This window comes from Pseudomonas sp. 05N36 (assembly GCF_056397385.1).
In genome coordinates this window covers 21,199-44,450 of record NZ_JBFTNH010000012.1, presented here as the reverse complement: position 1 = coordinate 44,450, position 23,252 = coordinate 21,199, and the positions used below count along the sequence as shown (strand labels likewise).

Sequence of the window (23,252 nt, the reverse complement as noted above, 5' to 3'; positions counted from 1 at the left end):
AGATCGACGGGCCTCACATAACCCGACTCAATAAAACACTGATCCACATTGTTAAACACCAACGGATCGCTGATGGTCATGCACCGGCTCCCCCGGGGGGCATGGCCCAAATCTGTGGATGAGCAAAGGTGATCAATCCAGCGCTCAGGCCTCCCACGGATTGATCACCTCAACCCCGGGAAACTCAAAGTCCCGAACATTGCGAGTCGCAATCGAGGCACCGTGGTTTCGGCAAATGGCGGCAATCTGCGCATCGGCCATCGACGCCGCTCGGCCGTTGGCTTCGCAGCCCGCCACCAGCGTCGCGTACTCGACAGCGGCATGGGCATCAAAAGGCAATATTCTTCCGGCAAAGTCCTCTTCGAACATCGCCATCGCATGCGCTTCATGTTTCTGTTTACGCTTACCGAATGGCAGCCGGGCAATGCCATGGAGAATTTCTGCGACGGTAACCGCGCTGATTGCCAGATCCATCGCCGGTTGTGCGTCGACCCAGGCCAACACGTGTATATCGGGCTCAGCCCGCATGAACTCAGAAAGAACATTGGTATCGAGCACTATCATTCGGAGAAATCCACCGCTGTCGCTTTCTCCTGGCGCGAAGGCAAATCGAGTTCACCCCCACCGCTTGCGCTAAACCGGCTGCGGATCCGGCTACCAAGCCCTCCTGCCCGATCAACAGTGGCCAATGCTCTTCCCAGAATCAAACGGGCTTCTTCTTCCATCGAATGCCCATTGTGGGCAGCGGCTATTCGCAGTTGTTCTTTAATCTGGTCGTCAAGGTTTCGAATCGTGATGCTGGCCATGATGCCTCCTGCAATCAATGAAATCATTGATTGAGCCTAGCACACCCCCCGCTCATACAACTCAATAGACCGCCCAGCGGTCTCAAGCACAAATCGCATTGGTAAACACCAACCGATTGCCGAACGGATCGCTGATGGTCATGTCCTGGCTCCCCCAGGGCATGGCCTGAATCTGTGGATGAGCGAAGCGGTATTCCTTGGCCAGCAATTGCTGCTGGAACACTTCCAGCTCATCGGTCTCGATGCGCAGCGCCGAACCCGGCGTTGCGTCGCCGTGGTGCTCGGACAGATGCAGCACGCATTCACCTCGCGACACCTGCAGGTAGAGCGGGAAGTTCGCCTCGAAACGGTGCTGCCAGTCGAGCGTGAAACCAAGGAAGTCGACGTAGAACTCCAGCGCCTTGGCTTCATCGAAGATCCGCAGGATCGGGGTGGTTTTACCGAAGCTCATTGCGCTACTCCCAAACTGAAAGGCCCCACTCTAAGTGGGTTGCATGACAGCGCTTCGGCTTGGGGAAGGCATTCTTTAATTGCACAGTGCCACCATTGTGACCAGCCCCACAGATCGCTGTTACCTGAAGCCTGAACCGAGAGTTCCTTCACGCGCCAAAAACCGCCCTTCCCGACGTCCATTCGGCTGACCATCGATATAGCTGCGCACCCCATTGACCCACACGCCGTCGATGCCTTCGGCCGAACGTTGCGGGTCGTTGAAATCTGCCACGTCACGCACACGCAACGGGTCGAACAGCACCAGATCCGCCCAATGCCCTTCGCGGATTTCGCCGCGCTCTTTCAGGCCGAACCGCGCCGCCGAGAGCCCGGTCATTTTGTGCACCGCCGTGTGCAGCGGGAACAATCCGAGATCCCGACTGAAGTGCCCCAGTACCCGTGGAAATGCACCCCACAAACGCGGATGCGGGAACGGGTCTTCCGGCAAACCGTCGGAACCGATCATCGATAACGGGTGGGCCAGAATGCGCCGCACATCCGCCTCGTCCATCCCGTAATAGACCGCCCCGGCCGGCTGCAGGCGACGTGCCGCATCCAGCAACGGCACGCCCCACTCGGCGGCGATGTCCATCAGGTCGCGGCCGCCCATTTCAGGATGTGGTGTCGACCAGGTGATGGTGATGCGAAACGCGTCCGTCACCTGCTTGAGGTCCAGGGTCGAGGAGCTCGCCGCATACGGATAACAATCGCAGCCTACCGGGTGGGTTTTCGCTGCGTGTTCGAGGGACGCCAACAACCGCGGACTGCGCCCCCAGTTGCCGGCGCCAGCGCATTTGAGATGGGAAATGATCAGCGGACTTTTCGCGTGGCGAGCGATCTGGAATGCCTCGTCCATCGCCTCCAGCACCGGTTCGAATTCGCTGCGCAAATGGGTGGTGTAGACCGCGCCGAAAGCTGTCAGCTCTTCAGTCAGTTGCATGACTTCATCGGTAGATGCCGAGAAGGCGCTGGCGTAGGCCAACCCTGTGGACAAGCCCAACGCACCCGCCTCCAGGCTCTCGCGCAGTTGCTCGCGCATCGCCGCAATTTCGCTCGGCGTCGCGGTGCGAAACAGGTCATCGAGGTGGTTGCTGCGCAGTGCCGTGTGGCCGACCAATGCGGCCACGTTCAGTGTCGGATTGGCCGCTTCGACCGCTGCACGGTAATCACTGAAACGCGGATAAACAAAGGCTGCGGACGTACCGAGCAGGTTCATCGGGTCCGGCGGATCACCGCGCAAGCTCACCGGCGAGGCGCTGATCCCGCAATTGCCAACGATCACCGTGGTCACGCCCTGGCTGAGCTTGGGCAGCATCTGCGGGTGGCGGATCACCACTGTGTCGTCGTGGGTATGTACGTCAATGAAGCCTGGCGCGAGCACCCGTCCGGCCGCGTCGATGTCTTCATCGGCGCTGGCCTCCTGCAAATCACCGATACGCGCGATACGCCCGTTCATAATCGCCACGTCGGCGGTATAACCCGGCGTGTTGCTGCCGTCGATGATCAGGGCGTTGCGGATCAGCGTGTGGTACTGCATGTCAGTCTCCCAGCGGCAGATGATCATCGCCGCCACGGTAGTCGTCGAGGGCGAGCTTGATCCGCCGCAGACGTTCTTGATTGTCTTCAGGATTTGCCAGCGCCAGCTCGGTAGCCAGCACGTCGATGGCCAGCAGCATGCCGTAGCGCGCCGCCGTCGGTTTGTAGATGAACGAGGTTTCGGCGCTTTGCAGCGGCAGCAACACATCGGCCAATTGTGCCAGCGGCGAGTCGGCCAGGGTAATCGCCAGAATGCGCGTGCCGTAGCTGCTCGCCAACTCGACAGCCTCCAGCAGTTCCGGGGTGATGCCGGTCAGTGAACAGGCAATCAGCGCATGCTCCGCGCCCAAGGATGCGGCGGTCACACGCATCATTACCGGGTCATGGCAGACGGCAATCGGGTAGCCGAGGCGCACCAGCCGCACTTGCAGTTCATCGCTGCAAAGTGTCGAGCAACCGCCCATGCCGAACGCGTGAATCATCCGCGCCTTGCCCAGCAATTTCACCGCGTCGGCGAAACGCGACTCATCGAACGCTGACAAATGTTGACGCAGCGTCGACTCGATATCGCCGACGATCTGCCGATAAAACGCCGACTGTTCCGGCGTCCCCGCGGGGTCGAGAAAACGACTGCCGACCCCGCTGGCCTGGGCCAGTTGCAGGCGCAGATCGCGCAGGTCTCGGCAACCGACGCTGCGGGCAAACCGCGAGAGTGTCGCGCTGCTGACCTCGGCTCGCAGTGCCAGTTCGTCGAGGCTCGCTGACGCAGCGAAGCCCACGTCGTCGAGCATCAACCGGGCAATCCGCCCTTCACCGGCGCTGAAGGAATCCTGACGCGCGCGAATCTGATAGAGGATGTCCATTTACCGCACCTGCTGTTCAAAGCACATAGGAAAGACCAAGGGTCAGGCCGAACGCGACCAGCGAGATCAAAGTCTCAAGCACCGTCCAGGTCTTGAAAGTCTGGGTCACGGTCATATTGAAGTACTCCTTGATCAACCAGAAGCCACCGTCGTTGACATGAGAAAAGATAACCGAGCCCGCACCTGTCGCCAGCACCAGCAGCTCCGGATGGGGATAGCCCAGACCAATGGCCACCGGCGCCACAACGCCTGACGCGGTAGTCATGGCCACGGTCGCAGAACCGGTGGCGATCCGCATCAAGGCCGCGAACAGCCAGCCCATCAACAACGGCGACAAGTGAAACTCATGGGCCAGTCCGACGATCTGGTCAGTCACCCCGGCGTCCACCAGAATCCGGTTCAAGCCACCGCCGGCGCCCACCAGCAAGGTAATGCTGGCGGTGGGCGCCAGGCACTCATTGGTGAATTTGAGGATCGATTCGCGGTTGAAACCCTGGGCCAGACCGAGGGTCCAGAAGCTCAGCAACGTCGCCAGCAACAGGGCGATCACCGAGTTGCCGATGAACAACAGGAATTGGTTGAAACCGCTGCCCGGCGTGGAGATCAGATTGGCCCAGCCGCCGATCAGCATCAGCACCACTGGCAGCAGAATCGTCGCCATGGTGATGCCGAAACCCGGCAAGCGGTCCCGTGGTTCGCGGTCGATGAATTGATGTTCCAGCGGGTTTTCCGCGGGCAACCGGATGCGCGGCACGATGAATTTGGCGTACAGGGGACCAGCGATGATCGCCGTCGGGATGCCGATCAGAATCGCGTAGAGCAACGTCTGCCCCACCGAAGCCTGATAGGCCTGCACCGCGAGCATTGCCGCCGGATGCGGCGGCACCAGCGCATGCACCACCGAGAGCCCGGCAACCATCGGCAAGCCCACCATCAGGATCGACACGCCTACCCGCCGCGCCACGGTAAAGGCAATCGGCACCAGCAACACAAAACCGACTTCGAAGAACAGCGGCAGGCCCACCAGAAAGGCAATGCAAACCATCGCCCAGTGCGCGTTTTTCTCGCCGAAGCGCTCGATCAGCGTGCGCGCCATCTGCTCGGCACCACCGGACTCGGCCATCATCTTGCCAAGCATCGTGCCCAGCGCCACCACCAGCGCGATGTGCCCCAGGGTCTTGCCGACACCCGCTTCATACGCGCCCACCACTCCCGACGGCGGCATTCCGGCGAGCAGCGCCAAGCCAATGGAAACCATCGTAATGACAATGAACGGATTGAGTCGGTAACGGGCGATCAGAACGATCAGCGCAATGATGGCGATAGCGGCATAAACCAGCAGCCAATAGCCGAAGGACAGTGCCATGCGGTACTCCTCGAAAAGGGTCACGTCGATGTGTTGTGAAACCCATAAATCATTTAGAGGAGCAGCTTTCAAACCTGATGAAAGTAATTTTCGTATAGAGACAAGAAATGTCGCTTACAGATATGCCGTGTCGTGATTAATGAAAATGCGCGGTGAGTATTTTCATGCGACAAAACAAGAACACCGACCGCTGCTCACAATGACAAGGATCAGCCTTCGAACACCTCGTTCGCGTAACCGGCCAGCTTGCCCTGGATGAAGTCCAGGAAGCATTGAATCCGCAAGGCCAGTTGTGAGTTGCGGTAGTACACCGCGTTGATCGGCTGGCGGTAGCCGCTGTTGGCCTGCGCCAGCAGCAACTTCAGCCGTCCGGTCTTGATGTCATCAATGGTCATGAAGTGCGACAGACACACAATGCCCTGCCCCTCCAGCGCCAGGTGCCGCAGGGTTTCTCCGCTGGAGGCGCTAAGGCTCGGCTGAATCTGCCAGCGGTCGCCGTGTACATGGCGCAGCGGCCAGTGATTGAGGCTTTCGGTCTGGGTGAAGCCCAGCAGCGAGTGGTCGGCCAATTCGGCAACCGTAGTCGGCGTACCGTGTTTTTCCAGGTATGCGGGGCTGGCGAGGATGTGCAGCGGGCTGCTCCCCAGCGAGCGCGCGTGCAGGGTCGAATCTGCCAACGGTCCGATGCGGATCGCAATGTCGGTGCTTTGCTCCAGCAGGTCGATGATCAGGTCGTTGCTGTTGAGTTCCAGCTGGATGTCCGGGTACAGACCGCGGAACTCATCGATATAGGGCACGACGGCATGCAGCATGAACGGCGACGCCGCGTTGATCCGCAGCCGTCCGGAAGGTGTCTTGTGGCGCGAGGACAGACGCTCTTCGAGCTCGTCCATCTGGTCGAGAATCAGCTTGGCCTGTTCGAAGAAGTACTTGCCCTCCTCGGTCAGGTCCATGCGCCGCGTGGTGCGGTTGATCAATGTGGTCTCGAGCTTGGCCTCCAGACGCGACAGCGTGCGGCTGACCGCCGAGGGCGTTTGCCCGACCTGTTCGGCTGCCGCTGAAATCGAACCGCACTCGATCACGCAGACGAAAATCTGCAACTCATCGGATCTGGCTTTCACGTGTGCCCCTTAAATCAAAACAGCTTTGATAGTAGCCGGATACGGGGCATAACGCAGGTTACGCCGGCAAGTTGAACACCTGCTTGAGGTGCTGTTCGTAGCGCGCGACGTCGGCTTCAATGTTCGGCCGCTTCATCACGTCGACACACAGGAAGGTCGGCAGGCCACTCATGCCGAGGAAGGTGTTGGCCTTGTGGAACGGGAAGTACACCGCATCCACGCCCTTGGCTTCGAAGAAGTCGGTCGGGTCGTCGAACGCTTGCTGCGGTGCGTTCCAGGTCAGCGACAGCATGTACTGCTTGCCCTGCACCAGGCCGCCGCTGCCGTATTTCTGCGAAGCATCGGAGCGGGTCCGGCCATCACTGGCGTAGAGGCTGCCGTGGCCTTCGGTGAAGACTTCGTCGATGTACTTTTTCACGATCCACGGCGCCCCCATCCACCAGCCCGGCATTTGGTAAATGATCACGTCGGCCCAGAGAAACTTGGCGACTTCTTCAGCAACGTCGTAGCCCTCGTCGATGTGGGTGACTTTCACGTCGACACCGCCGCGATCCAGCACGCCCAAGGCAGCTTCGTGCAGGGTGGCGTTGTAGCGACCATCGGAGTGGGCGAATTTCTTGCCACCGTTGAGCAACAGAACTTTTTTCATGGAAAGCCTCATCAGGGTCCGATCCACCACGCTGTGGATAAGTCGCGGGATCGAGAAGTTTCAAATGTGATGGCGGCAGGGTATCGATGACCCTTCCCATGAATAAGCCCGAAGCCGGCAAAATACATTTGAGCAAAACGCATAAATCACTAGCTGATTGTTGCCGTAGGATTTTCTCAACCCTTACTTGAGGAGTTCTGCATGAGCGAGCAACACGGTTTCATCCTGCACGCCAAAACCCGCCCGGAAAAAGCCGACGCCTTCGAAGCCCTGTTCCGCGCTTACGTCGAACCCAGTCGCGCCGAACCTGGCTGCATCGAGTACCACATGCTGCGCGACCAGCAAGACCCGACGCTGTTTATCTTCTACGAGATCTGGCAATCCCGGGCCCATCTGGACGTGCACTCGAACCTGCCGCACATGCAGCAGTTTTTCGAGAACCGCATGGATTACCTGGAACGCGATTTCGATATCCGCCGTATCGACATGCTCAGCCCGTCATCTGCTAGCCGCTGATCAGCAGGTGGCCGCCGGCTCTTATGGGGCCGGAACATTGTCGAGAGTGCCGGCCAATGCCTTGGCTTTTCTGAAGAACACCCCGTAGACCAACGACAGGATCAGCAGGAACGGCACACCAAACACCAAGGTCATCTTGAACGCCTCAGTGAAGTACGTAGTGATCATCACCGCGCCCATCAGCACCAGCCCCAACAGCGTGGTGTAAGGGAACAGGCGCATGCGGAACGACAGTTTCCGCTCGCCGTGGCGCTCGTGATAGCGACGGAAACAGTAGTGCGTGAGGAAGATCATGAACCAGGTGAAGATCGCGCCGAACATGGAGATCGCCATCATCAAGGTGAAGGAGCTTTCCGGGTACATCACGTTCAGCAGCGTCGCCAGCGCAATGCCCGAGCTCGACAGCAGCAAGGCGTTGAGCGGGATTCCGCTCTTGCTCAACGCGCCCATCGCCTTGGGCGCGTAACCGCCACGGGACAGGCTGAACATCATCCGCGTGGTGATGTAGAGCTGACTGTTCATCGCCGACAACGCGGCAATCAGAATCACGAAATTCATCACCCCGGTGGCGCCGGGAATGCCGATGGTTTGCATGACGGTGACGAACGGGCTCTGCGCATGACCCGCCTGAACCCACGGCACAATCGCCAGCATCAGGGCCAGGGTCAGCAGGTAAAACACCACCAGCCGCACGATGGTCGCGCGAAAGGCTTTCTTCACCGCCCGCTCCGGATCCTCGGCTTCACCGGCTGCCACCGCGATCATTTCCACGCTCAGGTAGCTGAAGATCGACACGATCACCGCCACCCACATCCCTTGCAATCCATTGGGGAAAAATCCGCCGTGGCTGGTGTAGTGATGCACGCCGTACTCCGGGTTGCCCGAACCGAACACCACATACACCGCGAGGATGATGAAGCCGACAATCGCGCCGATCTTGATGGTCGAAAACCAGTACTCGAATGTGCCGAAGGTCTTCACGCTGATGGCGTTGAGCACGATCAGAATGCTCGAGAACGAGACGATCCAGATCCACTCGGGCACGTTGGCGAACCAGTACTTCATGTACATTGCCACCGCCGTCACTTCCGTGCCGACCGCCAGCACAATCGCCGCCCAATAGGCATAGCGCACCAGAAACCCGGCCAGCGGGCTGATATAGAACTCGGCATACGCGCCGAACGAACCCGAAGTCGAATGGGCCACAGTCATTTCTGCCAGACAGCCCATCAACAGCAACGTGATGATCGCGCCAATCGCATAGCTGAGCAGCACGCTCGGTCCGGCGTAGCCGATGGCATAGGCGCTGCCCATGAACAGGCCGGTGCCTATCGCACCGCCGATGGCGATCATGCTCATCTGCCCCGAGGTGAGCTGGCGTCTGAGGCCATGCTCACGGTTGGAGATGGTTTCAAAACCGAGGGTGTCGGTCATTTCTCTGTCCTCTGAATATTGTGTTTTTTTAGAGAGCACATCGTTTGTATAAACCGGATCACACAGTCGAACTAAACCCTGTGGCGAGGGAGCTTGCTCCCGCTTGAGTGCGCAGCACTCACAAAATCGGTACTCACACTGCGAAGATTTTTGGGCCGCTACGCAGCCCAGCGGGAGCAAGCTCCCTCGCCACGGACAGTGCTGGGATCAGGTGACGCTGTGGCGGACCTGGAACTGTGCTTGCGACCAGGTCTTCTGATCGAGAATCTCGCCAAGAATCTGCACCGCATCGAAGACTTCGGTGAAGCTGGTGTACAGCGGCGTGAAACCGAAACGCATGATCCGCGGCTCGCGGTAATCACCGATCACGCCCCGGGCGATCAAGGCCTGGATCACCGCGTAGCCTTGCGGGTGTTCGAAGCTGACATGGCTGCCACGCCTGGCGTGTTCGCGCGGGGTGATCAGTTTCAAATCGTGAGCGGCGCAGCGCTGCTCCACCATCTGGATAAACAGGTCGGTCAGCGCCAGGGATTTGCGACGCAGGCTGGCCATGTCGGTCTGGGCGAAAATATCCAGGCCGCACTCGACCATGGCCAACGAGGTGATCGGTTGAGTGCCGCACAAGTAGCGAGCGATACCGCTGCTCGGCTCGTAGCCTGAGGCCATGTCGAACTGTCGGGAATGACCGAACCAGCCGGACAACGGCTGCGTGACCAGATCGCACAACTGTGGCGCAACCCAGACAAACGCTTGCGAACCGGGACCGCCATTGAGGTACTTGTAGGTGCATCCGATGGCGTAGTCCGCGCCCGCCTGACGCAAATCGACCGGAACCGCACCGGCAGAATGCGCCAGGTCCCAGATCGCCAGCGCGCCGCATTCGTGGATCAACGCCGTCACGGTCTGCATGTCGTGCATGTAGCCGGTCTTGTAGTTGACATGCGTGAGCATGACCACCGCAGTGTCCTGGTCAATCGCCTGCGCCAGCTCTTCAGGGCTATCGACCAGACGCAAGCTATAGCCCTGCTGGAGCAAGTCCATCAGCCCTTCGGCGATGTACAAGTCGGTCGGGAAGTTGCTCGACTCACTGACAATCACCCGCCGCGTCGGCGCCCGCGTGGCCTGCACACGCAAGGCCGCGCCGAGGACCTTGAACAGGTTGATCGAGGTGGTGTCGGTGACCACCACTTCGCCCTCACCGGCACCAATCAGCCCCGCCAGCCGATTGCCCAGACGCTCCGGCAGGTCGCGCCAACCCGCGCTGTTCCAACTGCGGATCAAGCCATTGCCCCACTCCTCGGCGATGACCGCCTGAGCACGCTCAAGCGCCGCAACCGGACGCGCGCCAAGCGAATTACCGTCGAGGTAAATCACCCCTTCGGGGAGCGCAAACTGGTGGCGCAAATGAGCCAAAGGGTCTTGCGCATCAAGCGCCAGGCAATCGTTTCTTATGATCATTGTCGGTCCTGTTCTCTAGATGACATGCCGCCGTGTTTTGGGCATTTTTGCGCCGGCACAATGAGCAAATAATGAACGAAGCCTTGGAGAATTTTCGTGCAAAGTGGACCGCCATATAGTAGTTATCTCGAAGATAATTCGAATCCAACTCCAAAAATCGCGGATTTATTCAAACCATGACCCTCGACTCGACAGACCTGCGAATCCTGCATTACTTGCAGCAGGACGGGCGTATCAGCAATCAGGAATTGGCGGAGAAAGTCGCATTGTCGCCGTCGGCTTGCCTGCGGCGTTTGCGGCTGCTGGAAAGTGAGGGAATCATCACCGGCTATCGCGCGGTGCTGAACGCCGAACGGCTGGGCATCGAGCTGGAAGCTATCGTCCATGTGTCGTTGCGACAGGACGTCGAGGACTGGCACGAGACCTTTATCAAGAAGGTGCAAGAGTGGCCGGAAGTCGCCACTGCGTACGTGATTACCGGCGCCAGCAACTATGTGCTGCGGGTTCAGGCGCGCAACCTGAAACACTTCTCGGATTTCATCGTCAACAAGCTCAATCGCACGGCGGGGGTGACCGATATTCGCTCGGAAATCGTCCTGCAGAAAATCAAGGAACGCGACGATTTGCTGGATCTGGTCGCCCGCAAATAAGCCGTTACCGACTGCCTCTGCGTCAAAGCCCGCGCATGCGCCGGGCCTCGTTGCGCTGCAAGGTGGCGCTCGGGGCTTCGTCGAACAACTTGCGGTACTCGGCAGAAAAACGCCCCATGTGGGTGAACCCCCAGCCCATGGCAATCTCCGAGATATTGCGCGCCAGCCCCTGCTCGAGAATGTCCTGGCGCACCGCATTCAAGCGGTATTTTTTCAGATAGGCCATCGGCGACAGGGCGAAGTACTTCCTGAATGCCTCGAACAACTTGAACCGCGAAACCCCGGCCGCCGCTTCGATGTCTTCCAGGTGCACGGCTTCGCGAGCGTTGTCGTGAATGTACTGTTTGGCCCTGACCAGATAGTGCGGCAATTTCACCCCCAACACGTCCCGCAGCTCATCGGAGTAATTGTTCGGCTGGGCGAGGATCAGGCCTTTGATCAACGAGCTTTCGATGTCCCGCGTGAAGACCACCTGCTCAAACAGCGTGCTGCTGCGCTCAAGTTCGCCGATGAAATACCGCGCCATGCGCCACCACGAGGCCGACGCACCGTCCACCGCATCCATCACCGGCTCGAAGCGCAGTGGTACATCGAGTGGGCGCTGCAACATCCCTTCAAGGGATTCGCTCATGGCCGCCCGAGTGATCACCACCTGGACCTTGCGGCAGTCACCGGAGATCGCCAGCATCTGGTTTTCATTCGGGGAGATGATCACGCCTTGATCGCGATTGGATTTGAGCAGCGTGCCATTCTTGCTCAGCTCCTGCTCACCGACCAAAGGCAGGCTGAGGCTGTAGCTGCTGAAATGCTCGGCGTCTTCGATATCGACGGTCACGTCAGTGCCGTATTCGATAGTGCCCAGGGTCGTGGCCATCGACTTGAACACATTGGCCGTGTGATGAAAACGGATCCGTTCGGGCGTCGCGGTTTCGAGACGGTGCGGCCCGCAGATCCCTGACATCCAGGTCCGCGCGCCCTCAAGGTCATAGTGATCAATACGAATATCGCGAAACTGCGGATCGGCTTTGCTACTCATCACGGCGCACCCACGGCAATATTTTTTCAGCACGCTCTGACGGCGCACCTCTGACTTGAGCCGAGCAAGTTCCAGACCACTCAATGCCGGCACCCAGCCAGTGGATAGCAATCATCGACTAAGTGGATAACACAGCTGTTCAGGGACCGGGGCTCACCTTCAAACAACGCTCAAGGCTGCCCAAGACAGTACCTCAATGTTGCAAACAAGGGCGGCCGTTCATCGAATGGTGCAACGCCTTGAGTATTAGTTGCCCACCTTGATACAAGCGGGTGTTACCCGCAAAGATCGCAGTGGGAGGCACTTGTGGCGAGGGAGCTTGCTCCCGCCGACCGGTCCGCGCTCGGGCGCAGCAGTCGTAAAACCTTCGGATGCGCCCTATCTGAAAAATTGCGATTGCCGACTTTAGGGCTGCTTCGCAACCCAGCGGGAGCAAGCTCCCTCGCCACAGGGGCAGTGCAGCCAGCGGCCACCGAACTTTGTGGACTGCCTTCGTCGACAAACCGGATAGACCCCTGCCCGCCCCACTCTCTCTAATGAGTGCACCGATTGACCCGAATAAAAAAGGTGCACACCCATGAGTGGCGAAAAAAGCGTCGAGCAGTGGAAAGCGTTCATTGAAGGCTGCCTGGACTTCCGTCCGGCAGAAGGCGTATTCCGCATCGCTCGGGATATTTTTACCGAGCCGCAACTGTTCGATCTGGAGATGGAGCTGATCTTCGAGAAGAACTGGATCTACGCCTGCCACGAAAGCGAACTGGCCAACAATCACGACTTCGTCACCCTGCGCGCCGGGCGCCAGCCGATGATTATCACCCGTGACGGTGACGGCCAACTCAATGCGCTGATCAACGCTTGCCAGCATCGCGGCACCACATTGACCCGCGTCGGCAAAGGCAACCAATCGACCTTTACCTGCCCGTTCCACGCGTGGTGCTACAAAAGCGATGGACGCCTGGTCAAGGTCAAGGCCCCCGGCGAATACCCGGAAGGTTTCGACAAAGCCACACGCGGCCTGAAAAAAGCCCGCATCCAGAGCTACAAGGGCTTCGTGTTCATCAGCCTCGATGTTCATGCGGATAACAGCCTCGAAGACTTCCTCGGCGATGCCAAAGTGTTCTTCGACATGATGGTCGCCCAATCGCCCACCGGTGAACTGGAAGTACTGCCCGGCAAGTCGGCCTACACCTACGACGGTAACTGGAAACTGCAGAACGAAAACGGCCTGGACGGCTATCACGTCAGCACGGTCCACTATAACTACGTGGCCACGGTGCAACACCGCCAGCAGGTCGACAACGAGAACGGCACCCGCGCCAGCGGCACGCTCGACTACAGCAAGCTGGGGGCCGGCGACGCCAATACCGACGACGGCTGGTTCGCCTTCAATAACGGTCACAGCGTGCTGTTCAGTGACATGCCCAACCCGACGGTGCGTTCCGGCTACGCGACGATCATGCCGCGCCTGATCGAGGAGCACGGCCAGGAAAAAGCCGAATGGATGATGCATCGGCTGCGCAACCTGAACATCTACCCCAGCCTGTTTTTCCTCGATCAAATCAGCTCGCAGCTACGGATCATCCGCCCGGTGGCCTGGAACAAGACCGAGATCATCAGCCAGTGCCTGGGTGTGAAAAACGAGTCGGACGCGGATCGGGAAAACCGGATCCGGCAGTTCGAAGACTTCTTCAATGTGTCGGGACTCGGCACCCCTGATGACCTGGTGGAGTTTCGCGAAGCCCAGCGCGGTTTCCAGGCGCGGCTGGAACGCTGGAGCGATATTTCTCGCGGCAGCCACCAGTGGGCAACCGGCGCCACGCCCAACAGCGAGTCGATCGGCATTTCTCCGGCCATGACCGGTACCGAATTCACCCACGAAGGGCTTTACGTCAACCAGCACAGCAACTGGCAGAAATTCCTGCTCGACGGCCTGGACGCGAAATCCCTGAAGCTACGTGAGGTGTGAACATGAATCCGCAATTGCAGTACCAGATCGAGCAGTTTTTCTACCGTAAATCCGAACTCTGCGACGCCAAGGACTGGGACGCCTACATCCAGCTCTTCGACGAGCAGAGTGAGTTTCACCTGCCGCAATGGGACTCCGAACACGTCTACACCCGCGATCCCAAACGCGAAATGTCGTTGATCTACTACGCCAACCGCTCGGGCCTGGAAGACCGTGTATTCCGCCTGCGCACCGGCAAGGCTGCCTCGGCCACGCCGATGCCGCGCACCCTGCACCTGATCAACAACGTGCGGATCAGCGAACTCAAGAGCGGTGAGCTGGAGGTGCGGCTGAACTGGCACACCTTGTTTTATCGCCTGGCCACCTCCGAGCAGTTCTACGGGAACGCGACCTATCGCCTCAAGCCTCACGCAGACAGCTGGGTGATTACCCGCAAACACGTCTTGCTGCTCAACGACACCATCAACTCGGTGCTCGATTTCTACCACCTCTGAAACTATGGAGACCGGGGCATGAACCATAAGGTCGCGTTCAGTTTTGCCGACGGCAAAACACTGTTTTTTCCCGTGCAGGCCAACGAAATATTGCTCGATGCGGCCCTGCGCAACGGCATCAATATTCCGCTGGATTGCCGCGAAGGTGTCTGCGGAACCTGTCAGGGCCGCTGCGAATCCGGCGACTACAGCCAGGATTATGTGGATGAGGAAGCCCTCTCCAGCCTCGACCTGCAACAACGCAAGATGCTCACTTGTCAGACCCGGGTGAAGTCCGACGCCGCGTTTTATTTCGACTTCGCTTCCAGCCTGTGCAATGCCGCGGGGCCTGAACAGCTCCGCGGTACGGTCACGCATGTACGTCAGGTCTCGGCCAGCACCGCGATCCTCCATCTGGATCTGGGCGCGGCCACCCAGCCACTGGATTTCCTGCCGGGGCAATACGCTCGCCTGTTGATTCCGGGGACCACGAGCAAGCGCTCCTACTCCTTTGCCAATCGCCCGAGCAGCAGCAATCAGCTGCAATTTCTGATTCGCCTGTTACCCGACGGGGTGATGAGCAATTACATTCGTGATCGCTGCCAGGTCGGCGATGAAATCGTTCTGGAAGCACCGTTGGGTGCGTTTTATCTTCGCCACATCGCCCGGCCGCTGATCCTGGTGGCCGGCGGCACCGGACTGTCCGCGCTACTGGGGATGCTCGACGAAATCGTCGCGCGCGGTTGCGAGCAGCCTGTGCACTTGTACTACGGTGTACGGGATGCGGCCGATCTGTGCGAAGGCGAACGGATCAGTGCCTATGCTCAACGCATTCCAGGCTTTCGCTACACGCCGGTGGTCAGCGACCCGTCACCGGGCTGGGAGGGGAAACGCGGCTACATTGCCGAGCATTTCGAGGCCAGCGAACTGCGTGATGCCGCAGTCGATATGTACGTCTGCGGGCCGCCGCCGATGGTCGAGTCGATCAAGAGCTGGTTGCAGGATCAAACCCTGGACAACGTGCAGCTGTATTACGAAAAGTTCACTGAAAGTAACGTTTGAGGCTCACAAACGCGTGCCAATTGAATAAGCTGTCGACCTGCAACAAAGCCTGACCATAACAACTAGAAGGTATCCAGATGGCGGATGAACAACTGCAACAGGGCGTACTGAAGCGGGGGCTGAAAAACAGGCATATCCAGCTGATTGCACTGGGTGGCGCGATTGGTACAGGGCTGTTTCTCGGCTCCGCCGGCGTGCTCAAATCGGCCGGCCCGTCGATGATCCTCGGCTATGCCATTGCCGGTTTCATTGCCTTTCTGATCATGCGCCAACTGGGGGAGATGATTGTCGAGGAGCCGGTCGCCGGGTCCTTCAGTCATTTCGCACACAACTACTGGGGTAGTTTTGCCGGCTTCCTGTCCGGCTGGAACTACTGGGTGCTGTATGTGCTGGTGGGCATGGCCGAGCTGACAGCCGTTGGCAAGTACGTGCAGTTCTGGTGGCCAGAGGTCCCCACCTGGGTCAGCGCGGCGGTGTTCTTCGTACTGGTCAACCTGATCAACACGATGAACGTCAAAGTCTTCGGTGAAATGGAGTTCTGGTTCGCCATCATCAAGGTCGTGGCAATCATCGGCATGATCGCCCTCGGCTGTTACATGCTGGTCAGCGGCACCGGCGGCCCGCAGGCCTCGGTGAGCAACCTGTGGAGCCACGGCGGTTTCTTCCCCAATGGCACCAACGGTTTGCTGATGGCGATGGCGTTCATCATGTTCTCCTTTGGCGGCCTGGAACTGGTGGGCATCACTGCCGCCGAAGCCAGCGAACCGAGGAAAGTCATTCCCAAGGCGATCAACCAGGTGGTTTACCGCGTATTGATCTTCTACGTTGGCGCACTCACCGTGCTGCTGTCACTGTACCCATGGGACCAACTGCTTCAGACGCTGGGCGCGTCCGGCGACGCCTACAGCGGCAGTCCGTTTGTGCAGATTTTCGCCTTGATCGGCAGCAACACCGCAGCGCAAATCCTCAATTTCGTGGTGCTGACCGCGGCACTCTCGGTCTACAACAGCGGCGTCTACTGCAACAGCCGGATGCTCTACGGCCTGGCAGAACAGGGCGATGCACCCAAAGCGCTGATGAAGCTGAACAAACAGGGCGTACCGTTACTGGCGCTGGGCGTATCGGCACTGATCACGATGTTGTGTGTGGTGGTCAACTATGTCGCCCCGAATGAAGCACTGGAGTTGCTGTTCGCGCTGGTGGTCGCTTCGTTGATGATCAACTGGGCGATGATCAGCCTGACTCACCTGAAGTTTCGCAAAGCCATGGGCCAACGCGGTATCGTCCCGGGCTTCAAGGCATTCTGGTCGCCGTACACCAATTACCTGTGCCTGGCGTTCATGGCCATGATCATCTACGTGATGCTGTTGATTCCCGGGGTGCGTGCGTCGGTCTACGCGATCCCGGTCTGGGTGCTGATCCTGTTCGTGTTCTACCGGATTCGGGTTGCACGGACTCGCGCGTTGTCGGTCGCTTAATAGCCTTCAGCCAGTCGACAAAAAGCCCCGGCATTCGATGAATGCCGGGGCTTTTGTCTTTCAGCCAGATGGGGTCGTCGTTGCTCAAGACTAACTAACCGATGCCCGTCGCAGCAAAGTCGGCCGGCGGAACATGGCTTCACCGCTACCGTCGATTGGCTTAAATTGACCGGGCTCAAAAGTGTAGGATCCATTCGGGTCAGATAAGGCGAAAAAAATCACCCCCGGCCCCGTAATCCTTACAGTTTCGTCGACTCGAGTTGAACGTGAAAAGGACTCTGGCTCCATACTTTTTGCCGCTTCGTAATCGGTTCTCCGTTCGGCGAGCAGAGCCAGTAACGACGTACGTTCGAAAGATGAGCTTGTGTTGATTGCTGGGACCATTGCCAGCATTTCACTTTTCATATTCTGTAAATAAGCAGCCTTCTCTTTCCTCTGAGCGGCCATTTCAACTGCCTCTGGATAAGCTCGCTTTTTCATCCAGGTGCTAGAGGTTGGACTCGAGTACTCTTTGGCTATGCTGGACAGCGCTCGAGCAACAACGGGAGAGCCTTCGCCAGCAGCCAAAATTGCATTTCCGAAATTGCCGTTTTCGTCCACATATAACAACAACCCTTCTGGTGCACTCAAAGATTTCGGAAAAGATTGCGCCAATTCTACGTCTACATCTGAATAAACCCCGCCTTTTGACATTACTGCGAGTCGCGCTATATCGCTGGCAGCCGGATAATTTTTCAAGGGCCCCGAACGTTCCCGTTCAAACGCTGCATGCACCTTTGGATTCACCCCATGAAAAGCATCCGAAACATTAGCGATACGAACCCGTTGACTTACATTCTCGAGTGCAGCCGCGTGTCCACTAGACCAAGCTTGACTGTCAACCCAGAGCGTGGCGCTGTAATCCGGGACTGCATCCACAAAATTATTGATGTTCATCGCCGCATCAATGGGTAAAGGGCCACCTAACCATACCCAATTAACCTGATTGGGCACCTCGCTATCTGTACCGTTGCTATCAACCAAGCTGACGGGATTATTCCTAACCATTCGATACAGATTAACTCCATCAACACTTCCCGCAGGATCCGGACTCAACCAGCGCTGCCCCCCCCCACGTAATACCTGAACCTATAGTAATAAAGCCCCGTCGCATCCCGCTCTTTCCCCGAATACCGCACCGTTTTATAACTCGCCTCAACCTCCCCTCTTCCGGCAAACCACGCGGTGGTGCCAAAGGGGTGATAACGCTCCTGGCTGATCACCTCGCCCGCGCTGTCGAGCTCCAGTGCGCAGGAGCCCAGGTGATCATTCAGGCTGTAACGGTATTGATCGTTGGTCATGTCCTTGGGTGGCGCCGACTCCCAGTGCAACACCCGCACGCTGCTGCGTCCGGCCTGCACGCTGATCACCTGCAGCACTTCGCCGGTACCGCTGTGGGTACGGAACTCCAGATTCGGCAGATAACGGACCTCGGCGATCAGCGTCCGGGCATGGGTGTGCGTCGAACGGACTTTGCGCACGCGCATGCCGTCGGTGCCGTAGACATAGCATTCGCTATCGTCTCCTTGATCGCGTTCTACCGGTCGGACTTCCTGTAACTGATTGCGCAGGTCCCAACTCAACGACTGCCCCGGTTGCAGGTTGAGCAAATTGCCGTTGGCGTCGAAGCCCTTACGAAAGTCCTCCTCGCCTGGCTCCACGCCCTCGCGCACTGGCAGGCAGCGGTTGCTGTGCGCCGCCGCGACCAGACGATGGCCGTGGCTTTGCGGGCCGACGTGGGTCAGTTCCAACAAGTTGTTACCGGCGTCGTAGCGATAGGTCTGGCGGTAATGGCCCACCGCGGCGGGATCGGCGTTGGTGGATGAAGACGGACCTTGATTGGCAGCCCCCGCCTCCCAGCCGGTGGCTGCGATCAACTGATTAAAGCTGTCGTAGTCATACCAACTGATCGGCTCGATCCGCTGGTTGGCGAAAAAGCGAATCGGCAAGGCGGCGTCTTCGATGCTCAGTACGTTGCCCACCGCGTCGTAGGCATAGCGCAGGTCTTGCAGCATGGTGTTGCCGCGTGCGGCCTGAAGCCGGATCAAGCGACCATCTTCACGGTCGTATTCCAGCGCGGTGATCACCCCGTTGCCCGCCGTTTCCCGCTCGGTCTGGCCGTGGGCGTTGTACTGGATGGCGCTGACCAGGGGGGGTGGCGCCCTGTCTTTCGCCAGTTGCAGGCGAACTTCGCGCAACTGGCCGGCGACCGTCTGGCTGAACACCTGCCGGTTGCCTTTGGCGTCGGTCTGTTCGAGCGTCTCGCCCAACGCATTGAAGCGCGAACGGGTGGTTGCACCCGCCACCGATTCCAGCAACTTCTCACGATCTTCCACAAGCTCAGGCCAGTCAAGGGACTTCAGCTCCCGCAGAAAATCCCGCGTCTGCTCCAGCAGCCCGCCACTCAAGCCAAACTCCGCGAACAACAACCGACCCGCCGGATCATCGTGACGAATCAGTTGCCCACACTGGTTGTGCGTGGCGAATGCCGGATCAACACCGCCATAGCCGTAACGCTCCGAACACAACGGCTCACCATCGACCGCCCGTTCAAACACCGCCTGCGGGCGCAACTGATCGTCGTATTCAGTCCAGCGCTGACTGCCCCGGCCATCCCAGCTGTGCACGGACTGATCCGCTTCGCCTACCAGATTGACGCGCCACCCGGCATCGACGCTGATCGTGCTCAACACCTTGCCGGACAGGGAATAAACCGTGCTCAGGTTGGCGGGAGCCGAAGTGTCCGTCATCAGTCGTGGATCCCGCTGGGCAATCGCTCGCCCGGCCGGGTCATAAGTGCTGTGGTTGATGCGCGCTTCGACGGGTTCTGCGAGGGCACGGCGGCAGTAGCCGACTGAACGCAGCGTCAAACCACGCGAGCCGGTAACGGTCAGCGTCGGGGTGTCGCAGTGTACGGTGAACGCCTGAACCGGCATGGCCTGTCGTCATCCTTGGTCTTCACGACAGCTAATGCTGAAACACTGCGTTTGGCTACTGTCAGAAATTACAGTGCCGACAGGTGGTCGCAGAGGGATATACAGGTCATGAATCGGTGATCGTCCGCCCAAATGCAAAAGCCCCCGCATTCGACGAATGCCGGGGCTTTTTGTATTTCGGATCAGAGGGTCGAGCGCACGCGCCACAACTCCGGAAACAGCACGGTATCGAGCATCTTGCGCAGATAACCCACACCTTCGGTGCCGCCGGTACCCGGTTGGAAGCCGATGATCCGCTCAACCGTGGTGACATGGCGAAAGCGCCATTGACGGAACGAGTCCTCAAGGTCGATCAGTTTTTCCGCCAACTGGTAAAGATCCCAATACCGCGAAGGGTCGGTGTAGACCACACGCCAGGCAGCTTCGACCGAGGCGTCATAAGCGGTCGGGCTGGCCGGGTCGCGCTCGAAGCGCTGCGGATCAATCGCCAACCCTGCGCTGACCATCAAGCGAATCGCCTCGTCATACAGCGACGGTGTGGCAATCGCCTTTTCCAGCTCCGCCAACAGTTCCGGCCGGTGCGCATGCGGACGCAACAGCGTTGCACTTTTGTTGCCGAGGATGAATTCGATCTCGCGGTACTGGAACGACTGGAAGCCCGATGACTGGCCCAGAAACGGCCGGATCGCGTGGTATTCGGTCGGCGTCATGGTCGCCAGCACCGTCCAGGCATGCACCAGTTGATCGAAAATCCGCGAGACCCGCGCCAGCATCTTGAACGCCGGCGGCAACTCGCCCAGCCTGACGTGTTCGCGAGCGGCCTTGAGCTCGTGCAGCATCAGCTTCATCCACAGCTCGGACGTCTGATGCTGGATGATGAACAGCATCTCGTTATGGTCCGGCGACAGAGGGTGCTGAGCGCTGAGAATCTTCCCCAGATCCAGGTAATCGCCGTAGCTCATGGAGTCGGAAAAATTCAGCTCGGCGTTATGCCATTCTTCCGGCTGATTTGACGAAGAATAGGGACATTGGCTCATTGAGCAGGCTCCTCAAGTGGCGGTTTATTCAGAGGACGCAAAATCGCCCTGACCGGGCTCGCGTCCAGGTTGGCAAACCGCAGCGGCAGCGCAATCAGTTCATAGTCGCCTTCCGGCACGTCATCGAGCACGATGCCTTCTAGGATCGCCATGCCATGGCGGGCCACTGCGTTGTGCGAATCCATGGTCTTGGACTGTTGAGGGTCCAGTGACGGCGTATCGATACCGATCAGCCGCACGCCAAGGCTCGACAGCAGGTCGACGGTTTCCTTGGCCACAGCGGTGAAGTCCGGATCCCAGGCCGTCAACGGCGCCTGTTGATAAGTGCGCAGCAAGACGCGCTCGGGCAGATCGGCAAGGCGTCCTTCCAGTTGCCCGGGCTGAACCAGGCGACCGCTGTCCAGGCAGTGCAAGACGCGACACGGGCCGATATAGACATCCAGCGATACATCGCCGATGGCTGCACCTTCGGCACTGTAATGCAACGGTGCATCGACATGGGCGCCGGTGTGGGGAGACAGGGTGATGCGGCCGACATTCACCGGGCATTCAGGCCCGAAGGTCCAGACACGCTCTTCCTGAAACGGCGTATCACCCGGCCACGTCGGCGTTGCGGTGCTCAAGGGCGGGCTGATATCCCACCACGACATTGTTTTTTTCATTGCATAGCTCTCGGCAACTCTCGCGTGAATGATACGAGTGATGCCTGTGAAGATTCTTGCGAAATCCGTCGGGAACGCCCAAATGTTTCGCACTTAATGCCAAGAACCTGAAGTTTAGCGGGTGAAAATTTCAATGCCCGAAACAGGCACCTGGGCGACGCTTGACTCTCCCCCAAGGGGCCGACTTTATCCTTATCGTTTTGCTACCCAGGGACGAAGTGATGAGCAAACGAATACTGGTCATTCTCGGCCATCCATCGAGCAACAGTTTCTGCGGCGCCCTCACCGACCGCTATGTACAGGCGGCAAAAAACGCCGGGCATGAGGTCCGTGAGTTACGCCTGGGAACCTTGAGGTTCGACCCGATATTGCGCGAGGGCTATCAACAGATTCAGCCGCTGGAAGACGATCTGCTGAAAGCTCAGGCGGATATCATCTGGGCGGAACACCTGACCTTTGTCTATCCGATCTGGTGGGGGGCGATTCCGGCGCTACTCAAGGGCTTTTTCGACCGAACATTCCTTCCCGGTTTCGCCTTCAAGTACCGCCAGGGCAAAGCCTTCCCGGACAAACTCCTGCACGGGCGCACGGCCGACTTGCTGGTGACCATGGATACCCCGCCCTGGTACTACCGCTGGATCTACCGCATGCCCGGACTGCATCAGATGCGCAAAACCACACTGGCGTTCTGCGGTATCACGCCGTTAAAAACCCTGACCTTCGGCCCGATCCTTGGATCGAGTGAGCATCAAAGGGAACGCTGGCTCATGCAAGCGCAGGCTATCGGTGCTGGCTGAGTCTCGCGGATAATCGCGCGCATCAACGGAGACACTCACAAAAGGGATTTTTCATGTTTATCGGCAAAGCCGCGCAACTGTCGGGCACGACCGTCAAAAGCATTCGCCATTACGAGGAGATCGGCCTCCTGCCACCCGCGCGACGCCAAGGCAAATACCGCCTCTATGATCAGCAGAGCGTCGAGCTATTGACCTTCATCAAATGTGCTCAGCAACTGGGGTTCAAGCTCAAGGAATTGCAGGCGGTGCTTCAGGGTCAACACGGGCAGGCACTGCCGTGGCATCTGGCGCATCAGGCGATTGCCGATAAAAAGCAGGAGTTGGCGGACAGAATTACAGCGTTGGCCCGCCAATACGTGCAATTGACTGAGTTCGAAGCCAGCCTGAAGCAGGCTCAATCTGACTGTCCGCTTGAGCAGGTTTGATCGATAGCGCGTTTCTGGACAGCTGAATGTCGAGCACAGACAACTGACACCGAGCCGGGCGCTATAGGGTGCGACTTCAGTCCTGCCTAACGCTCGGAGTCAGCATGTCCAAACCCATTACCGTTCTTCGCGATACCCATCCACTGCCGGTGCTTGATGCCTGTAAATGGGAAAAACTCGAAGGTGACCCGCACACCGTCAACCTCAACGCCTACACCAGCGAAGACGGCAGCAAGATCATGGGCACCTGGATCTGCACACCGGGCAAGTGGTACGTGGAGTATGTGAAGTGGGAATACTGCCACTTCCAGGAAGGCTACTGCGTGATCACTCCGGACGGCATGGAACCGATCCATCTGCGCGCGGGCGATATTTTCGTCATTGAGCCGGGCATGAAAGGTACGTGGGAAGTGGTCGAGACCGTACGCAAGTACTTCGTTTTCGCCTGAT

Annotated in this window: 24 protein-coding genes and 1 pseudogene; 9 read left to right on the top strand and 16 right to left on the bottom strand. The window is 58.7% G+C overall.

The genetic code is table 11. The features are described 5' to 3' along the window. Positions 1-144: 144 nt before the first annotated feature. The 8 genes from AC1DIH_RS16185 to mdaB all read right to left on the bottom strand — a co-directional run bounded on the left by AC1DIH_RS16185 (position 145) and on the right by mdaB (position 6,833). Complete coding sequence (locus tag AC1DIH_RS16185) at positions 145-564, bottom strand: PIN domain-containing protein (RefSeq protein ID WP_477772451.1); 420 nt, start codon at positions 562-564, stop codon at positions 145-147. Next, a complete protein-coding gene (locus AC1DIH_RS16180; RefSeq protein WP_477772450.1) occupies positions 561-806 on the bottom strand; it encodes a FitA-like ribbon-helix-helix domain-containing protein in 246 nt (81 codons plus the stop codon). The genes AC1DIH_RS16185 and AC1DIH_RS16180 overlap by 4 nt, the downstream gene beginning before the upstream one ends. 82 nt (positions 807-888) lie before the next feature. Continuing rightward, positions 889-1,257 (bottom strand): glyoxalase superfamily protein, encoded by a 369-nt coding sequence (locus tag AC1DIH_RS16175; RefSeq protein ID WP_477772449.1) that lies wholly within the window; start codon positions 1,255-1,257, stop codon positions 889-891. Between the two features lie 120 nt (positions 1,258-1,377). After that, positions 1,378-2,835, bottom strand: a complete 1,458-nt coding sequence (locus AC1DIH_RS16170; RefSeq protein ID WP_477772448.1) for a D-aminoacylase — start codon at positions 2,833-2,835, stop codon at positions 1,378-1,380. Between the two features lies 1 nt (position 2,836). Next, positions 2,837-3,697 (bottom strand): MurR/RpiR family transcriptional regulator, encoded by an 861-nt coding sequence (locus AC1DIH_RS16165; RefSeq protein WP_477772447.1) that lies wholly within the window; start codon positions 3,695-3,697, stop codon positions 2,837-2,839. Positions 3,698-3,713: 16 nt separating this feature from the next. Continuing rightward, positions 3,714-5,063: a GntT/GntP/DsdX family permease gene (locus AC1DIH_RS16160; RefSeq protein ID WP_477772446.1), complete on the bottom strand. Its 1,350-nt coding sequence runs from the start codon at positions 5,061-5,063 to the stop codon at positions 3,714-3,716. 209 nt (positions 5,064-5,272) lie between these two features. Further along, positions 5,273-6,184 carry a LysR substrate-binding domain-containing protein gene (locus AC1DIH_RS16155; protein ID WP_477772445.1) on the bottom strand — a complete coding sequence of 304 codons (912 nt, stop codon included), beginning with the start codon at positions 6,182-6,184 and terminating at the stop codon, positions 5,273-5,275. A gap of 58 nt (positions 6,185-6,242) precedes the next feature. Next, positions 6,243-6,833 carry an NADPH:quinone oxidoreductase MdaB gene (gene mdaB / locus AC1DIH_RS16150; RefSeq protein ID WP_477772444.1) on the bottom strand — a complete coding sequence of 197 codons (591 nt, stop codon included), beginning with the start codon at positions 6,831-6,833 and terminating at the stop codon, positions 6,243-6,245. A gap of 201 nt (positions 6,834-7,034) precedes the next feature. On the opposite strand from mdaB, the gene AC1DIH_RS16145 reads away from it, so the two are divergent. Further along, positions 7,035-7,349 carry a putative quinol monooxygenase gene (locus AC1DIH_RS16145; RefSeq protein ID WP_019691724.1) on the top strand — a complete coding sequence of 105 codons (315 nt, stop codon included), beginning with the start codon at positions 7,035-7,037 and terminating at the stop codon, positions 7,347-7,349. 21 nt (positions 7,350-7,370) lie between these two features. Here the strand turns inward: AC1DIH_RS16145 and AC1DIH_RS16140 are convergent, their stop codons facing one another. After that, positions 7,371-8,783 carry an amino acid permease gene (locus AC1DIH_RS16140; RefSeq protein WP_477772443.1) on the bottom strand — a complete coding sequence of 471 codons (1,413 nt, stop codon included), beginning with the start codon at positions 8,781-8,783 and terminating at the stop codon, positions 7,371-7,373. A 207-nt stretch (positions 8,784-8,990) separates the two neighbouring features. Continuing rightward, entirely contained in the window at positions 8,991-10,241 is a 1,251-nt protein-coding gene (gene kynU, locus AC1DIH_RS16135) for a kynureninase (protein WP_477772442.1), read from the bottom strand. A gap of 176 nt (positions 10,242-10,417) precedes the next feature. Here kynU and AC1DIH_RS16130 point away from each other — a divergent pair, with 176 nt between their 5' ends. Beyond that, positions 10,418-10,891 carry an Lrp/AsnC family transcriptional regulator gene (locus AC1DIH_RS16130; protein WP_054594119.1) on the top strand — a complete coding sequence of 158 codons (474 nt, stop codon included), beginning with the start codon at positions 10,418-10,420 and terminating at the stop codon, positions 10,889-10,891. 22 nt (positions 10,892-10,913) lie between these two features. Here the strand turns inward: AC1DIH_RS16130 and AC1DIH_RS16125 are convergent, their stop codons facing one another. Further along, positions 10,914-11,927: an AraC family transcriptional regulator gene (locus tag AC1DIH_RS16125; protein WP_477772441.1), complete on the bottom strand. Its 1,014-nt coding sequence runs from the start codon at positions 11,925-11,927 to the stop codon at positions 10,914-10,916. Between the two features lie 577 nt (positions 11,928-12,504). On the opposite strand from AC1DIH_RS16125, the gene antA reads away from it, so the two are divergent. The 4 genes from antA to AC1DIH_RS16105 all read left to right on the top strand — a co-directional run bounded on the left by antA (position 12,505) and on the right by AC1DIH_RS16105 (position 16,906). After that, complete coding sequence (gene antA / locus AC1DIH_RS16120; protein WP_477772440.1) at positions 12,505-13,893, top strand: anthranilate 1,2-dioxygenase large subunit; 1,389 nt, start codon at positions 12,505-12,507, stop codon at positions 13,891-13,893. Between the two features lie 2 nt (positions 13,894-13,895). Then, positions 13,896-14,387: an anthranilate 1,2-dioxygenase small subunit gene (antB, locus tag AC1DIH_RS16115; protein WP_477772439.1), complete on the top strand. Its 492-nt coding sequence runs from the start codon at positions 13,896-13,898 to the stop codon at positions 14,385-14,387. Between the two features lie 18 nt (positions 14,388-14,405). Next, a complete protein-coding gene (antC, locus tag AC1DIH_RS16110) occupies positions 14,406-15,428 on the top strand; it encodes an anthranilate 1,2-dioxygenase electron transfer component AntC (RefSeq protein WP_477772438.1) in 1,023 nt (340 codons plus the stop codon). Between the two features lie 77 nt (positions 15,429-15,505). Further along, positions 15,506-16,906: an amino acid permease gene (locus AC1DIH_RS16105; protein WP_103318994.1), complete on the top strand. Its 1,401-nt coding sequence runs from the start codon at positions 15,506-15,508 to the stop codon at positions 16,904-16,906. Positions 16,907-16,996: 90 nt separating this feature from the next. Here the strand turns inward: AC1DIH_RS16105 and AC1DIH_RS16100 are convergent, their stop codons facing one another. The 5 genes and pseudogenes from AC1DIH_RS16100 to kynB form a co-directional block, all read right to left on the bottom strand. Further along, positions 16,997-17,953, bottom strand: coding sequence for a glycosyltransferase (locus AC1DIH_RS16100; RefSeq protein WP_477772625.1), 957 nt, complete (start codon positions 17,951-17,953; stop codon positions 16,997-16,999). 3 nt (positions 17,954-17,956) lie between these two features. Beyond that, positions 17,957-18,001 (bottom strand): annotated as a pseudogene (locus AC1DIH_RS16095) (hypothetical protein); the annotation flags it as partial. Next, positions 17,998-19,881 (bottom strand): RHS repeat domain-containing protein, encoded by a 1,884-nt coding sequence (locus AC1DIH_RS16090; RefSeq protein ID WP_477772437.1) that lies wholly within the window; start codon positions 19,879-19,881, stop codon positions 17,998-18,000. The pseudogene AC1DIH_RS16095 and the gene AC1DIH_RS16090, both read right to left, overlap by 4 nt. Positions 19,882-20,063: 182 nt before the next feature. Next, on the bottom strand, positions 20,064-20,918 hold the full coding sequence (kynA, locus tag AC1DIH_RS16085) for a tryptophan 2,3-dioxygenase (protein ID WP_216745050.1): 855 nt from the start codon (positions 20,916-20,918) through the stop codon (positions 20,064-20,066). Further along, positions 20,915-21,580 (bottom strand): arylformamidase, encoded by a 666-nt coding sequence (kynB, locus tag AC1DIH_RS16080; protein WP_477772436.1) that lies wholly within the window; start codon positions 21,578-21,580, stop codon positions 20,915-20,917. Before kynB ends, kynA begins: the two co-directional genes overlap by 4 nt. A gap of 221 nt (positions 21,581-21,801) precedes the next feature. On the opposite strand from kynB, the gene AC1DIH_RS16075 reads away from it, so the two are divergent. The 3 genes from AC1DIH_RS16075 (at position 21,802) to AC1DIH_RS16065 (ending at position 23,251) form a co-directional block, all read left to right on the top strand. Beyond that, the gene (locus AC1DIH_RS16075; RefSeq protein ID WP_477772435.1) at positions 21,802-22,377 is read left to right on the top strand and encodes an NAD(P)H-dependent oxidoreductase; all 576 of its coding nucleotides are present in this window, start codon (positions 21,802-21,804) and stop codon (positions 22,375-22,377) included. 53 nt (positions 22,378-22,430) lie between these two features. Then, positions 22,431-22,802 carry a MerR family transcriptional regulator gene (locus AC1DIH_RS16070; protein WP_477772434.1) on the top strand — a complete coding sequence of 124 codons (372 nt, stop codon included), beginning with the start codon at positions 22,431-22,433 and terminating at the stop codon, positions 22,800-22,802. Positions 22,803-22,906: 104 nt separating this feature from the next. Then, positions 22,907-23,251: a cupin domain-containing protein gene (locus AC1DIH_RS16065; RefSeq protein WP_019691702.1), complete on the top strand. Its 345-nt coding sequence runs from the start codon at positions 22,907-22,909 to the stop codon at positions 23,249-23,251. Position 23,252 lies beyond the last annotated feature (1 nt).

Bases quoted from the DNA above. Each gene is read 5' to 3' on its own strand.
- kynA (WP_216745050.1), bottom strand. From the start codon at position 20,918: ATGAGCCAATGTCCCTATTCTTCGTCAAATCAGCCGGAAGAATGGCAT.
- AC1DIH_RS16145 (WP_019691724.1), top strand. From the start codon at position 7,035: ATGAGCGAGCAACACGGTTTCATCCTGCACGCCAAAACCCGCCCGGAA.
- AC1DIH_RS16125 (WP_477772441.1), bottom strand. From the start codon at position 11,927: ATGAGTAGCAAAGCCGATCCGCAGTTTCGCGATATTCGTATTGATCAC.
- antB (WP_477772439.1), top strand. From the start codon at position 13,896: ATGAATCCGCAATTGCAGTACCAGATCGAGCAGTTTTTCTACCGTAAA.
- kynU (WP_477772442.1), bottom strand. From the start codon at position 10,241: ATGATCATAAGAAACGATTGCCTGGCGCTTGATGCGCAAGACCCTTTG.
- AC1DIH_RS16185 (WP_477772451.1), bottom strand. From the start codon at position 564: ATGATAGTGCTCGATACCAATGTTCTTTCTGAGTTCATGCGGGCTGAG.
- AC1DIH_RS16065 (WP_019691702.1), top strand. From the start codon at position 22,907: ATGTCCAAACCCATTACCGTTCTTCGCGATACCCATCCACTGCCGGTG.
- AC1DIH_RS16130 (WP_054594119.1), top strand. From the start codon at position 10,418: ATGACCCTCGACTCGACAGACCTGCGAATCCTGCATTACTTGCAGCAG.
- antA (WP_477772440.1), top strand. From the start codon at position 12,505: ATGAGTGGCGAAAAAAGCGTCGAGCAGTGGAAAGCGTTCATTGAAGGC.
- AC1DIH_RS16175 (WP_477772449.1), bottom strand. From the start codon at position 1,257: ATGAGCTTCGGTAAAACCACCCCGATCCTGCGGATCTTCGATGAAGCC.
- AC1DIH_RS16100 (WP_477772625.1), bottom strand. From the start codon at position 17,953: ATGGTTAGGAATAATCCCGTCAGCTTGGTTGATAGCAACGGTACAGAT.
- AC1DIH_RS16105 (WP_103318994.1), top strand. From the start codon at position 15,506: ATGGCGGATGAACAACTGCAACAGGGCGTACTGAAGCGGGGGCTGAAA.
- AC1DIH_RS16075 (WP_477772435.1), top strand. From the start codon at position 21,802: ATGAGCAAACGAATACTGGTCATTCTCGGCCATCCATCGAGCAACAGT.
- antC (WP_477772438.1), top strand. From the start codon at position 14,406: ATGAACCATAAGGTCGCGTTCAGTTTTGCCGACGGCAAAACACTGTTT.
- AC1DIH_RS16090 (WP_477772437.1), bottom strand. From the start codon at position 19,881: ATGCCGGTTCAGGCGTTCACCGTACACTGCGACACCCCGACGCTGACC.
- mdaB (WP_477772444.1), bottom strand. From the start codon at position 6,833: ATGAAAAAAGTTCTGTTGCTCAACGGTGGCAAGAAATTCGCCCACTCC.
- AC1DIH_RS16165 (WP_477772447.1), bottom strand. From the start codon at position 3,697: ATGGACATCCTCTATCAGATTCGCGCGCGTCAGGATTCCTTCAGCGCC.
- AC1DIH_RS16070 (WP_477772434.1), top strand. From the start codon at position 22,431: ATGTTTATCGGCAAAGCCGCGCAACTGTCGGGCACGACCGTCAAAAGC.
- AC1DIH_RS16160 (WP_477772446.1), bottom strand. From the start codon at position 5,063: ATGGCACTGTCCTTCGGCTATTGGCTGCTGGTTTATGCCGCTATCGCC.
- AC1DIH_RS16140 (WP_477772443.1), bottom strand. From the start codon at position 8,783: ATGACCGACACCCTCGGTTTTGAAACCATCTCCAACCGTGAGCATGGC.
- AC1DIH_RS16180 (WP_477772450.1), bottom strand. From the start codon at position 806: ATGGCCAGCATCACGATTCGAAACCTTGACGACCAGATTAAAGAACAA.
- kynB (WP_477772436.1), bottom strand. From the start codon at position 21,580: ATGAAAAAAACAATGTCGTGGTGGGATATCAGCCCGCCCTTGAGCACC.
- AC1DIH_RS16170 (WP_477772448.1), bottom strand. From the start codon at position 2,835: ATGCAGTACCACACGCTGATCCGCAACGCCCTGATCATCGACGGCAGC.